Here is a 13,664-nt window from a genome sequence, read left to right as displayed (position 1 = left end):
GCTGCGATATCTTCTTCGACCGCTTCGTCCCATAGATGGATTTGTTTTGCGGTGAGATGTTCGTTTTTACTGCCGAATTTATGCTTTTTAAACAGCGCCAGTTCATGCTCGTATTTTTGATTGAGAATAGAAAGATGCTGAACTTTGGCATCCAATTGCTGGTTTGATTTTTCTAATTCTTGATTTGATTGTGCCAGAGACTGATGCTGCATTGCCAACTGCTGGGTAAATTCCAGCAGTTGTTCATGGGTCAGTTGGCTTAAGTCAGGCAGCGTATTCATGATCGCAGTATGCCTGAGGTCATGACGCAGAGGAAATAGAACGTTTGGAGAATAGCAGAATAACCGAGCTTGGTTTAGAGCATTGTGACCACTTGCTGTCGTCCAATGCGCTGCCAGGGCAAACCCTGGATTAATGCCTGTAACTGTTCCGGGTTGAGGGCCACGGTTTCACCTTGGTGAACTTGAGCCCAGTGGAATTTTCCCTGTTCCAGCCGCCTGGCACACAGCCAGATGCCCAGTCCATCATGTACCAGCACTTTCATACGATGGCCACGTTTATTACAGAACAGGTAAGCACAATGCGGTTTAATGTAGCCAAAGGCTCTCACCACCTGAGCCATGACAGTATCCATCCCTGCTCGCATATCCAGAGGTTGGGTAGAAAGCCAGATTTCATCAATGCGGATCATGTTGCCAGTGCCTTGAGTAATTCTGCTAAAGCAGATATTTCTGATACTTGCCATTTCAAGCCAATTTCTGCTTTTGAGTGGGGTAAAGTAATTTGAACCTTTAACATGTCAGTAGGAGTAGGATCTAATGGTGCAGAGCAAGATAAGGCAATAAATGCAGGTTTATTCGGTAGTGGTGAGCGATCACTCCCTGGCTTAGCATCAATTAAGCGAATCCATTTGGATACAAGATTTGTATTCAATCCATGTTGCAAAGCGACCGAAGCAATTGAAACGTCCGGTGCTTTACAAGCCTGAACGATCTGCTGTTTAAATTCAGCACTGTATGTTCTTCGTTTTTTCGCAAGAGATGCGATGGATGTCTGGTGATTTGTAGTCATAAATTTTAGTCCCCACTTGTTTTTAAGTGGGGACTAAATTAAGGCTTATAGGATGAATTCATAAGGTGTGTTCAGCGGACGCTTACGATTTATCTGATTATGCAAGGCAGCGTGTACGCACTCTTGGTCTTAATTGCTCCTCAACATCACATATTATTCCAGTTATTTTAGGCGAAGCCCAAAGGGCAAATGCAGCTGCAGAAATGTTATATAAACAGGGCTATCATGTCTTACCCGTACGTCCCCCAACCGTTCCTCAACATACTGCGCGGTTACGTATGTGTATGAACCAAAAATTACAGCATGAGCAATTAGTTAATTTGTTTAAGCATCTACAGGGATGGTTATGATTGATATATCTCAGGTAGCCAAATGCTTTGCGCAGGCACAAAAGAGCTATAACCCACATGCGATTGCTCAATTACAAGTCGCACAGCATTTAGATGATTTAATCCAAATTCATACACCTATTAAAAAATTACACAATGTCTTGGAGATTGGGTGTGGTTCGGGTTTTTTTAGCCAATTAATGTTGAAGTATGCTCAACTTCAACAAATCTATTTGAATGATCTTTATGTTGAAGTACAGCAACATTTTGCACAAGATCCACGCTTTCAATGGTATATAGGGGATATTGAACAGCTTGACTTACCACAGTCCTTAGATGGCGTTTTTTCTTGCTCAGCCTTACAGTGGATCAAGGACTTTGAAAAATTGTGTAGACGTATACATTCTGCTTTATGTACAGGTGGGTATTTTTGTTTTGCCAGTTATGGTGAACAGAATCTAAAAGAAATAAAGGCGCTTACTGGACAAGGACTCAGTTATCAAACATATGATCAAATCTTAGATAACTTAGAAAAGATTGGTTTTGAAGTAGAATATCAAGAACAACAGTTAATTGAATTGCATTTTGAGCATCCACATGCAGTTTTAAAGCACATCAAAGCTACCGGTGTTCACGCAACAGCTCAAGGTTTTCGATGGACTAAAAGCTCTTTAAATCAATTTTATAAAAATTATCAAATGTTTATAGATCAGAACACGGGTCAATATATATTGACCTATCACCCTGTGTGGTTTGTTGTAAGGAAAAAATGATGAGCGCAGATATTTATTTTGTAAGTGGCATTGATACAAATATTGGCAAGTCATTTGCAACAGGCTATTTGGCTAGACAATGGAATGAACAAGGGTTTAATACCATTACCCAAAAATTAATTCAAACAGGAAATAAAGAAACCTCAGAAGATATTTTATGTCACCGTCATATTATGGGCTGTGGGATATTAAAAGAAGACCATGAAAAACTCACGATGCCAGAGATTTTTAGTTACCCCGCATCGCCGCATTTAGCCACTAAACTTGATGGGCGAGAAATCAACTTTAAAAAAATTCAGGATGCGACCCAGCGCCTAATCACTGAGTATGATCGCGTCTTGGTTGAAGGCGCTGGTGGCTTAATGGTACCGCTTACTGAAGATCTGCTTATGATTGATTATGTCAAACAGCAGAATTACCCTGTGATTTTAGTTACCTCGGGTCGATTAGGTAGTATTAACCATACTTTATTGAGTCTATCTATCCTTGCGCAGTATGAAATTCCCTTGCACGCGCTTGCCTTTAATCACAAAGATAATGCGAAAGATGAGGTGATTTCTAAGGATACTATTCGCTATCTCAAAGTTTCTCTGAATAATCATTTTCCTGAAGCACAATGGTTAGATATCCCAGTATTTGAGCTTAGCCACACGGAGTTTAATGAAAATTCTGACCTTATCTAAAAAGAAGTAATTCTGAGCTCTAAACACTTATATCTAAACGTTAGAATGGTTAGAGCCCATTTTTGAATTGTTTGGGTGAATCTATGGCAAAGCACATATTCCAATGCCCATGACGGTCATTCAACAGCTCATACATGCTGATGAATAAAAATAATTTATCATATTTATTCATAATACTTATAGGTTGCGTAGTATAATGAGCAGGTTTTTAGTAGACCTATTCTTAATTCGTGGCTTATGGATACTTTTTCAGCATTACTCAATAAAAAGCAATTTACACTATTAATTGAATGTCTGACCCACCTTCAGCCACAGCCTATACTCAGCTCACTTGCAGGCTACCCATGTGTAATGACCTTAGCAGATCGTGTGCATAGTGATGATGATCCTGAACCCTTACAACGTGCCTTGGACTATCCTAAACAGGTTGAAAAGATTTTACATTTTTCAGGTAAGGGACGAGACATTCAAGATTTAGAGCAATTTTTAGCACAAGCCAATACGCAGGGATTACATAATCTACTCTTACTAACAGGGGATCGACTTAAACAGCATTGTTTTGAGCCACAGCAGCGTACCCGTTATTTAGAGTCCGTGAATGCAGTCATGGCGGCGAAAGCCAAAGCGAACTTTTGTATTGGTGTTGCGTTTAATCCATTTAAATATCGAGCAGCTGAAAAAGATGCTCAATATTTTAAGTTGCATAAAAAGTTAAAAGCGGGTGCTGATTATATTGTCACGCAACTGGGTTATGACTTGGATCAGCTTAAAGCGCTTAAAAATTTCCTAAAACAACACCATTATACGCATCCTATTTTTGCTTGTATCATGCCGCTGACATTGGGTCGCGCGAAGTTTATGCGTAGAACTAAAGTGCCAGGTATTGTGATTACTGATCATATGCTGCACGTGCTTGAACAAGAAAAACAACAAGGTTTAACCGAACACGCAGATCGCCGTGCAGCCTTACAAATTGTGATTTGTCAACATTTAGGCTTTGCTGGTGTGCATTTATCTAGTTGTCATGATCTGGCGGCTCAACAACGCTTGGCTGAATATATTCAAGCATATCAAGGCTTGGATTTACAGGCCTGTGAGCTCCTTTGGCAGCAACTATGGCAGTTAAAGCGCGGAGATGAATTTATCCCGTCCTATATGTTTGCTGAGAATAAAGTCACTAAAAAAGATAAAATCAAGTATCAACAGTTGCAGCTCATGCATGATGCTGTATTTACATCTAGTTTGGGGAAAGGTGTTGGCCGCCTGTTATTTAAAGCCCCACTTTGGAAAAATAAACTTGCAGATCGTGCTTTAATTCAAACTGAACATCTCAGTAAGCATGCTGTTGTGGGCTGTGAAAGTTGTGGTCAATGCCGCTTAGGAGAAACCTTATATATTTGCCCTGAAACCTGTCCAAAAGGTCTAGCCAATGGTCCTTGCGGTGGCACAGAGGGAGATCGCTGTGAGTTTGGAGATCGTGAATGTATTCATTCTATGAAAGCACGTTTAGCCAAAGCAGTTGAGCAAACTCAGGTGTTAACTCAAGTCTTGATTCCAACAGTACCACTTGAAGTGCGCGGTAGTAGCTCTTGGAAAAACTGGTATTTAAAATAAGCCCGTATATACGGGCTTATAGAAATATATTTTAAGCTGTTGCAGCAATATCGACTGAGGCAAAGCCTGCGTTGAGCGTCGTGAGCGCAGCTTTAAACTGTTCATCAGGGATGGTCAGTGGATAAAGGAAACGAATGACGTTGGCACGTTTACCACAAGACAAAATCAGTAAACCATTGTCCATGGCATAGCGTTGAATCTGTGTAACTTGAGCGGCATTTTCAAGTTCAACAGCCACCATAGAACCTAGACCGCGAATATCTTGAATAAAAGAGAATTGCTCTTTGAGTTCTTCTAAGTTCTCAATTAATTGGGCACCAAGTTTGTTGGCACGTTCACACAGTTTTTCTTCAATGATCACATCAATCACAGCATGGGCTGCTGCAACAGCCAAAGGATTACCTGCATAGGTTCCACCTAGGCCGCCAGGTTGAGGAGCATCCATAATTTCTTGACGACCAACAACGGCTGAAATCGGGAAACCACCCCCTAAACTTTTGGCCATCGTCATTAAATCAGCTTGTACATCTTGATGATAATTCATGGCAAACACCTGCCCAGTACGGGCAAAACCGGTTTGCACTTCATCTGCAATGAGCAAGATCCCATGTTGGTCACACAGTGCGCGTAAACGACGCAAGAATTCCTGCGGTGCAACATGAAAGCCACCTTCTCCTTGTACGGGTTCAACGACAATAGCCGCTACTCCTTCAGGCGCAATATCAGTGCTAAAGATGTCTTCAATACTTGCAATGGCATCATCTACACTAATATTGTTTAAGGCATTTGGATATTTAGCATGAAAAACGCCTGCTGGCATCGCCCCAAAATCGCGTTTGTAAGGTGCAACTTTACCTGTCATAGCCATGGTCATAAAACTACGTCCATGGAAAGCTCCAGAAAAAGTAATAATACCATTGCGACCTGTGGCAGCACGGGCAATTTTGACAGCATTTTCCACTGCTTCTGCACCAGTGGTAAATAAAGCTGCTTTTGCAGGTGCTTTAATCGGTGCCAATTCAATCAAACGTTCTAACAGTTGAATGTAGCTGGCATAAGGTGTGACCTGAAATGAGGTATGGGTAAAGCGATCAAGCTGTGTTTGTACCGCTGCAATCACTTTGGGATGTCGATGGCCTGTATTGAGAACAGCAATACCCCCTGCAAAATCAGTATAAGTTTTGCCCGTTGTGCTCCAAATTGTGGCATTTTCAGCACGATCAACGTACCAATCACACAGCACACCAATCCCCCGAGCTAAAGTCTGGGCTTGTTTTTCTTGAGTTTGTTGTTGATTTTGCATTTTTTATTGTCCTGTATCGCGTGAGTTGATGTGCTTAATGTCACTGAATTGCTCAAGATGATCGAGTACCAATTTTAATATTAAATAAGGAGCCAATTGGGTGCATGCAACATATACATGTGGTCTGTATCTTGCTTAGTAGGTCGATGTATGTCTAGGATAAGAGCCACTGTGACATGATGTCGCAGCGATAAATGGATCTTATCGAGCAGGATTAGGAAGATGATGGTAAAGCACACCTTATTGGCGGATTATATTCAGCAAAAACTGCCGGAGCAGTACAGTGGCGCACTGTATCAACGTTTATTTCAGTGTTTAGCTGAGGCCATCCGTGAAGGAATTATGGCACCTAATAGTAAGTTACCTGCTTCACGTGACTTGGCCTTAGAGCTTAATATCTCACGTAATACCGTTTTAAATGCTTACCAGCAATTAGAGGCACAAGGGTATATACAAGGTTTTACAGGACGCGGTACATGGGTAAGTGCACAAATTCCCGATGACTACTTGAATGCTAAAGCAAAATGGGTAAAAAAGTCGCCCGCACCAGCACAGGTAAATCATGGACTATCTCAAAGGGCTCAACAATTTATAGCCAATGTTAATCATCGTCCAATTCAATGGGGGGCCTTTGTCCCAGGTGTACCTGATGTTACCGAGTTCCCACATCGCTTATTTAATAAAATACAAGCACGTATTGGGCAAATGCCAGATACGGCGAGCTTGATTTATAGTCATCACGGCGGCAATGAAGAGTTAAAGCACAGCTTATGTGAGTATTTACGTGTTGCTCGATCGGTACGTTGTGAGGCTGAGCAAATCATTATTACCGAAGGTACTCATCAATCCATTGATTTACTCTCCCGTGCTTTATGTGATGTAGGTGATCCGGTATGGATTGAAGACCCAGGCTATTGGGTAATCCGTAATATTTTGACCATGAATGGACTAGAAGTTCATGCTCAACCTGTAGATGAACAGGGTATATCTCCTCAAACAGATGCACCCATACCTAAACTTATTTTTGTGACGCCCTCACATCAATATCCTCTAGGAGCGCATTTAAGCTTAACGAGAAGGCGTGAGCTATTGGATTTAGCAAGGCAACAACAGGCATTTATTGTCGAAGATGATTATGACAGTGAGTTCCGTTTTACAGGTCAACCTTTTCCATCGTTACAGGGGTTAGAGGAAGATGCTCCTGTAATTTACCTCGGGACCTTTAGTAAAACCATCTATCCTGGTCTACGGGTGAGTTATATGGTGGTACCTAAGCATTTAGCACCGCATTTAAAGCTCATGCTGGATGAACTGCATCGTTCTGGTCATCAATTAACCCAACGTGCTTTAGCAAAATTTATAGATGCAGGGCATTATGTGGCACATATTCGACGTATGCGCGTGCTATATAGCAAACGTCGACAATACTTAATCGAGTTGATCGAGCGCTACCTAGGCGCACACATGATCCATCCTTTTAGTCTAGACGCAGGATTACATCTGGTGCTGCAATTGCCACCATATTTTGATGATCAAAAAATTGCTGAACAAGCCTATCAAGCTGGGATTAAAGTCAAAGCCTTGTCACTGTATTACAGTCCGCAGCACCCTGCACCTGAACGTGGTTTGCTGCTGGGTTTTGCCAGTGTGCCGGAACCAGAAATGCTCAAAGCTTTTTACACTCTAAGACAATGCTTAGCCCAATACAGCAGTAGTAATGCGAGTTAAAGCCACCTTATTTTAATGCAGCAATGAATTGGTACCTATAAAAGCTTTAAGAATGGTACTCGTGCCTGTGCAAAAAACAAGACAAATTGCCAATAACACGACAAAACAGGACTGGGTATTCCGCGCAATATAGATATGGGATCTGCATAAACCCAAACGCCAATAATAAAAATCTCAAACTTAAATCCATAACGTTGAGATGCACAATAAGGAATTCAAATGACGATGCAAACGGAAAATAATAACGGGCTTAGTCAAGCATTAAAAACGCGGCATTTGACCATGATGTCAATTGCCGGTGTCATTGGCGCAGCCCTATTTGTAGGTTCGGGTGGTATTATTGCTAAAGCTGGACCAGCTGCGATCTTAGCGTACTTAGCGGGTGGAGCTTTGGTTGTATTCATCATGCGTATGCTAGGGGAGATGGCTGCTGCAGCACCGAGTACCGGTTCATTTTCTACCTATGCAGAGCGTGCCATCGGACGCTGGGCGGGTTTTACCATTGGTTGGTTATACTGGTGGTTTTGGGTGCTACTCATGGCATGGGAAGCATATATCGCTGGCCTTATTCTGCACGAATGGTTTCCTACAATCAGTGTCAATATGTTTACGCTCATTATGACTGTACTACTGTGTAGTATTAACTTCATGCAAGTTAAAAAATATGGTGAGGTTGAGTTTTGGTTTGCACTGATTAAAGTGGTCGCGATTTCTGCTTTTATTATTGTAGGCATTGCTGCAGTGATGAACTTTTGGCAAGGTGGTGCTGCAACAGCAGGGTTAAGTAATTTAACCGCACATGGCGGTTTTATGCCTAACGGTATGGGACCAGTCCTCATTGCTTTACTTGGGGTCATGTTTTCCTTTCTAGGTGCTGAAATCGTTACAATTGCCGCTTCTGAATCTAAAAACCCTGTACAAGAAACACGCCGTGCGATTAAGTCTGTCGTGTGGCGGATTTGCCTGTTTTATATTGGCTCAATCTTTTTAATTGTCTGTTTAGTCCCTTGGAATGATCCATTGCTGGGTCAAGCAGGTTATGGCAGTTACCGTCGTACGCTCGAGCTTTTGGGCATTCCTGGCGTACAGTGGGTGATGAACTTTGTGGTCTTAACTTCTGTGAGCAGTTGTTTTGTTTCAGGCCATTACACTGCATCGCGTATGCTTTACTCACTTGCACAGCGTGGTGATGCACCTAAACTATTTAAACATACTCAAACTAAAGGAACGCCTGTCTTTGCAGTGCTGGCATCATGTGCAATCGCATTAGGGTTGGCTGTATTAAACTTCTTTGAATCATTACGACCAAAGGATATTTTGGACCTCTTAATGAATACCACAGGAATGATTGCGCTATTGGTGTATCTGGTGATTGCAGTATCTCAATTGCGCTTACGCCATCAAATGCAACAACAAGGGCTAAAACCTGAAATTAAGATGTGGCTTTTCCCTGGCTTAACCTATGCAGTTATTATTTTTATTAGTGCATGCTTGATAGCTATGGCATTTATTCCTGAATATCAAGTGTTAGTGGTCTCAACCGGTATGGCTGCATTAGTCCTTATGGCGATTGGTATTTACTTACAATATCAACAAAAACGAAAAATGGCAGCCATACGCGCACCACTTAAACCTATTCGACGTAGCTGAACCAAAGAGAGTTTGTGCAAGGATTGTAAATAAATATTACCTTTAGCTGTGGAATTCAGTTATAACAAAAGAATGAAAAACAAACGCATAGTGTACTTTTGATCATTAAAATACTCATAAGTGCACTAAGATGAATCAGTAAAAGAATCAAACAATAGGATGAAAAATCAAGTATGTATCCAAATACGCAACTTTATATTAATGGTCAGTGGCAAGATGCTCAAGCAGGTGAGACTTTAGCGGTTTTAAATCCAGCTACAGAACAGGAAATTGGCCGTGTTGCGAAAGCCAAAACGGCAGATTTAGATCTTGCGTTAGACGCGGCTGAACAAGGTTTTCAAGTATGGAAAGAAACAGCAGCAGCAGATCGTGCCAAGATCATGAAAAAAGCGGCGATTTTGTTACGCGAACGTGCCAATGATATTGCCAAAATCATGACCTTAGAGCAAGGTAAGCCAATCAAACAAGCTAAAATTGAAACGCTAAGTGCCGCAGATGTCATTGATTGGTTTGCGGGCGAGGCAGTACGCAGTTATGGTCAACTGATTCCAGCACGTCAACATGATGTACATTCTTATACGGTAAAAACACCAGTGGGTGTAGTGGCTGCCTTTACGCCGTGGAATTTCCCGATTAACCAAATCGTACGTAAAATGTCAGCAGCTTTGGCGGCAGGGTGCTCGATTATTGTCAAGGGGCCTGAAGAGACGCCTGCTTCACCTGCTCAGTTGATTCAAGCCTTCCATGATGCAGGGCTACCAAAAGGTGTAGTGAGCTTGGTGTATGGTGAGCCTGCGGAGATTTCAGAATATCTTATTCCACATCCAGTTGTGCGTAAAATTTCATTTACAGGCTCTACACCTGTGGGTAAACAATTGGCAGCACTTGCAGGGCAACATATGAAGAAAGCCACCATGGAATTAGGGGGGCATGCCCCAGTCTTGATTTTTAAAGATGCTGATTTAGATGTTGCCGTCAAAGAAATGCTCGCGTCTAAATTCCGTAACGCAGGACAGGTATGTATTGCGCCAACACGTTTTTTAATTGAACGTGAAGTTTATGATGAAGTGGTCGAGAAAATTAAAGTCCAAGTACAAGCCTTAAAAGTTGGAAATGGTTTAGAAGAGGGCGTTGACATGGGTCCAATGATCCATTCGCGTGGTTATGCCAATATCCAAAAATTAATTAAGAATGCGGTAGAGAGTGGTGCCCAACTGGTCTGTGGCGGAGAGGCTTTAGTCTGTGATGGTTATTTTATGCAGCCTACAGTACTTAAAGATGTACCTTTAGAGGCAGAATGTATGCATAAGGAACCTTTTGGCCCATTAATCTTATGTTGCCCATTTGACACCTATGAAGAGGCAGTAAAAGAAGCCAATCGTTTAGAGTTTGGTTTAGCTGCTTATGCCTATAGCCGCAGTAATAAAACCTGTTTAGATCTAGGACGTGATATTCAAAGCGGTATGCTCACCATCAATCATGTGGGTTTAGGCTTACCTGAATTACCGTTTGGTGGTTTGAAAGATTCTGGTTATGGGACAGAGGGTGGCAGCGAAGCAATCAATGCTTATTTTGACACACGTTTGGTGACTGTTGCAGCACGCTAAGATATTCCAAGAAGATGCCACATGGCATCTTCTTTTATCCTTTGGAGCGTAAAACCTCGCAGTTCAGCACAAGGAGATAAGTGATTGGCGCATATCATGCGATAAAAATTGTCACTTTAAATACTCCCTAATAATTGAGCTCAAGGAAAAATCCTAAAGTTAGCCTATGAAAACCCTTTAATTGCGTATAAAAGACAAACATGTGTTGAGTATCCACTCATCAACTAACTCGCATCAGAGGTAAAGTTTGTCTGGGATGATGTGAATTTTAAACACCTCAAAATAAATAATGAATTTCTTTGAGCCCATCAGGTTGCTCAATATATGAAAGACCCATCGAAAGAATGCAATTTGCATGGTCAAATGATTCAGGCTGTGACAGCACAACTCATTATCAGAAGAAAATAATACAAAAAAGTAAAGCTGAAATGGTGTGTCAGCAATAATAAATCAGCAAGATATTCATTAATTGGATACTCTTCAAGATGTCGCTATGAAGTATGCTAATGGATATGTTCATTATGCTAAGGATTAATTCAAATTTTGGGACAGCTACGATTTGAGTACCTACTGCGTTAAAACAGGCTCATTTGTTGAAGATGTAAGAGGTCGTTGGTATGTATCTTATGGTTGCTTTGCCCAAGCAAGAAAAGCCAACATTTGTGAGATCACTGCCAGCAGTCTGAAAAATAGAGCTGATTTACGAATCAGAGTATTGGAATGTAAAAACTGTTTAAGTCCCCATGATCGTAACTTAAACAGTTTTAAGAACATACTTGTGCTTGTGCTTGTGCTTGTGCTTGTGCTTGTGCATAAGCATTTAGCTGTATGAATATCTATCCTTTAAGTCGCAGAGAAGTGAAGTTGAATACAGGGTGGTTTGGGAAAGATATAAATGATTTTTTGTATAAATTTTGCTCTTATTTTGATATAAAATGATCTATATAATTAATAATAGAGATGAAAAATATGAGAAGAATATTAGTACTCACACCTTTAATTTTTTCCATAATGGCTTGTTCTTCATTACAACCAACACAGACATTGCAGTCACAGGGACAACTTTATTTTAATGGTGATATTGTTACGATGGTTGGAGATCAACCGCAGTATGCTCAGTCAGTTTTAGTACAAAACGGAAAAATTGCTTTTGTTGGGAATTTAGCTGATGCGAAAGAAATCGCCCCGCAGAGTCAACCAATTGATTTAAATGGAAAAACATTACTGCCCGGTTTTGTTGATGCTCATGGTCATGCGTATAATGCTGGGTTTCAAGCGCTTGCAGCTAATTTACTGGCACCTCCTGATGGAAATGTGAAAAATATTGATTCTTTAATTCAAAATCTGAACCAATGGAAAACTGAAAACAAGAATATTATTGCAAAATATAAGTGGATTATTGGATTCGGATATGATGATGCTCAATTGAAAGAACAGCGTCATCCAACGGCTGACGATCTAGATAAAGTTTCTAAAGACGATCCTATGCTGGTTATTCACCAATCTGGGCATCTTGGCGCGATGAATCATAAAGCCATGGATGTTGGCAGGATATAATGCAAATACTAAAGATCCTGCTGGTGGTGTGATTCGTCGCTTAAAAGATTCTAAAGAACCAAATGGTGTCTTAGAAGAAATGGCACTTTTCCAGCCATTATTTTCAATAATGGGTAAATTTGATCAAGATGCAAATGAGAAAATTGCACTAGCGGGTATTAACTCATATCTTCGCTTTGGATTTACAACCTTACAGGAAGGACGTGCAACCAAAGAAGCGTGTGAAACTTGGAAAAGTTTAGGCGAACAAAAAAAACTGACAGTTGATGTTGCATGTTATCCGGATATTCAGGCTCAGTTACCGTACATGCAATTAGTAGGTGTGCAAAAAAACTATACTAATCACTTTCGTGTGGCGGGTATAAAACTCTCTCTTGACGGCTCACCACAAGGGCGGACTGCGTGGTTAACCAAGCCATATGCTCATCCACCAGAGGGTCAACCCAAAAATTATGTTGGGTATCCAGCTATTCCTGATGAGAAAAATGTCGCACAACTCATAGAGACAGCTTATAAAAACAACTGGCAAATTCTAGCGCATACCAATGGAGATGCAGCTCTAGATGAATATTTACATGCTATAGATCAGGCTGAACAAAAGTATGGTCATAAAGATCGTAGAAGTGTCGCAATTCATGCTCAAACAGCACGTTATGATCAACTTGATAAAATGAAGGAATTGAAGGTTATTCCTTCATTTTTTGCTATGCATACATATTATTGGGGAGACTGGCATAGAGATGTGACGTTAGGTAAAGAACGAGCATATAGAATCTCTCCCGGACAGACCGCTTTAAATAAAGGCATGATTTTTACGCAGCATCATGATGCTCCTGTTGCTTTGCCTAATAGCCTTATGGTTTTGCATGCAACTGTGAATCGGATTAGTCGTTCAGGTGATGTGATTGGACCAAATGAACGGGTGAGTCCTTATAACGCTTTACGTTCACTCACAAGTTGGGCCGCATATCAGTATTTTGAGGAAAACTCTAAGGGTAAGCTAGAAAAGGGGAAATTAGCTGATCTGGTTATTTTAGATAAGAACCCTTTAAAAGTTGATCCTAAAAAAATTAAAGATATACAAGTGTTAGAGACCATCAAAGAAGGTTATGTAGTTTATAAAAAGTAGATAATAACTGTAGTGGTCAACAAATATTGGACACAGTTTTAAGTTCATTTTCAGCCTGACAAGGACTGATACCATCGTTAAATCGATGAGGTCGTATCTGATTGTAGTATTCCATCAGATACAGACCAACATCTAGCTTCGCTTCTTCAATTGAGCTGTATCCCAATTTGGGAATCCACTCAGTCTTGAGACTTCTAAAAAGCCTTTCTGTTGGGGCATT

At 40.9% G+C, this 13,664-nt stretch carries 12 protein-coding genes and 2 pseudogenes; 9 read left to right on the top strand and 5 right to left on the bottom strand.

Annotated elements, in window-relative coordinates; translation table 11 throughout:
- From AC5YCI_RS15615 to tnpA, 3 genes are all read right to left on the bottom strand, one after another.
- Window positions 1-281, bottom strand: a 281-nt coding sequence (locus tag AC5YCI_RS15615; RefSeq protein ID WP_496175161.1) for an IS66 family transposase, incomplete at its 3' end; no start/stop codon positions are given.
- A gap of 74 nt (window positions 282-355) precedes the next feature.
- On the bottom strand, window positions 356-691 hold the full coding sequence (tnpB, locus tag AC5YCI_RS15610; RefSeq protein WP_164709242.1) for an IS66 family insertion sequence element accessory protein TnpB: 336 nt from the start codon (window positions 689-691) through the stop codon (window positions 356-358).
- Window positions 688-1,071, bottom strand: a complete 384-nt coding sequence (gene tnpA / locus AC5YCI_RS15605; protein WP_218999213.1) for an IS66-like element accessory protein TnpA — start codon at window positions 1,069-1,071, stop codon at window positions 688-690. Before tnpA ends, tnpB begins: the two co-directional genes overlap by 4 nt.
- A gap of 65 nt (window positions 1,072-1,136) precedes the next feature.
- Here tnpA and AC5YCI_RS15600 point away from each other — a divergent pair, with 65 nt between their 5' ends.
- The 4 genes from AC5YCI_RS15600 to AC5YCI_RS15585 all read left to right on the top strand — a co-directional run bounded on the left by AC5YCI_RS15600 (window position 1,137) and on the right by AC5YCI_RS15585 (window position 4,470).
- Complete coding sequence (locus AC5YCI_RS15600) at window positions 1,137-1,421, top strand: aminotransferase class I/II-fold pyridoxal phosphate-dependent enzyme (RefSeq protein ID WP_496175886.1); 285 nt, start codon at window positions 1,137-1,139, stop codon at window positions 1,419-1,421.
- A complete protein-coding gene (locus AC5YCI_RS15595) occupies window positions 1,412-2,173 on the top strand; it encodes a methyltransferase domain-containing protein (protein ID WP_496175885.1) in 762 nt (253 codons plus the stop codon). Before AC5YCI_RS15600 ends, AC5YCI_RS15595 begins: the two co-directional genes overlap by 10 nt.
- Window positions 2,173-2,856, top strand: a complete 684-nt coding sequence (gene bioD, locus AC5YCI_RS15590) for a dethiobiotin synthase (RefSeq protein ID WP_496130822.1) — start codon at window positions 2,173-2,175, stop codon at window positions 2,854-2,856. Before AC5YCI_RS15595 ends, bioD begins: the two co-directional genes overlap by 1 nt.
- A 237-nt stretch (window positions 2,857-3,093) precedes the next feature.
- Window positions 3,094-4,470: a methylenetetrahydrofolate reductase C-terminal domain-containing protein gene (locus tag AC5YCI_RS15585; protein ID WP_496130821.1), complete on the top strand. Its 1,377-nt coding sequence runs from the start codon at window positions 3,094-3,096 to the stop codon at window positions 4,468-4,470.
- Window positions 4,471-4,501: 31 nt separating this feature from the next.
- On the opposite strand, the gene gabT is transcribed toward AC5YCI_RS15585, so the two are convergent.
- Window positions 4,502-5,773, bottom strand: a complete 1,272-nt coding sequence (gene gabT / locus AC5YCI_RS15580) for a 4-aminobutyrate--2-oxoglutarate transaminase (protein ID WP_496130820.1) — start codon at window positions 5,771-5,773, stop codon at window positions 4,502-4,504.
- A 222-nt stretch (window positions 5,774-5,995) separates the two neighbouring features.
- On the opposite strand from gabT, the gene pdxR reads away from it, so the two are divergent.
- From pdxR to AC5YCI_RS15555, 5 genes and pseudogenes are all read left to right on the top strand, one after another.
- A complete protein-coding gene (gene pdxR / locus AC5YCI_RS15575) occupies window positions 5,996-7,501 on the top strand; it encodes a MocR-like pyridoxine biosynthesis transcription factor PdxR (protein ID WP_496130819.1) in 1,506 nt (501 codons plus the stop codon).
- Between the two features lie 219 nt (window positions 7,502-7,720).
- The gene (locus tag AC5YCI_RS15570) at window positions 7,721-9,151 is read left to right on the top strand and encodes an amino acid permease (protein WP_496130818.1); all 1,431 of its coding nucleotides are present in this window, start codon (window positions 7,721-7,723) and stop codon (window positions 9,149-9,151) included.
- 173 nt (window positions 9,152-9,324) lie between these two features.
- Window positions 9,325-10,758, top strand: coding sequence for an NAD-dependent succinate-semialdehyde dehydrogenase (locus tag AC5YCI_RS15565; RefSeq protein WP_496175884.1), 1,434 nt, complete (start codon window positions 9,325-9,327; stop codon window positions 10,756-10,758).
- A 228-nt stretch (window positions 10,759-10,986) separates the two neighbouring features.
- Window positions 10,987-11,417, top strand: a pseudogene (locus AC5YCI_RS15560) (RNA-guided endonuclease TnpB family protein); the annotation flags it as partial.
- A 295-nt stretch (window positions 11,418-11,712) separates the two neighbouring features.
- Window positions 11,713-13,444, top strand: a pseudogene (locus AC5YCI_RS15555) (amidohydrolase).
- A 16-nt stretch (window positions 13,445-13,460) separates the two neighbouring features.
- Here AC5YCI_RS15555 and AC5YCI_RS15550 read toward each other — a convergent pair.
- A partial coding sequence (locus tag AC5YCI_RS15550) for an IS3 family transposase (protein WP_496175593.1) occupies window positions 13,461-13,664 on the bottom strand: 204 nt, incomplete at its 5' end.

The sequence above is a fragment of the Acinetobacter sp. CY17 genome (assembly GCF_059515825.1).
This window is presented reverse-complemented; position numbering and strand designations above follow the sequence as displayed.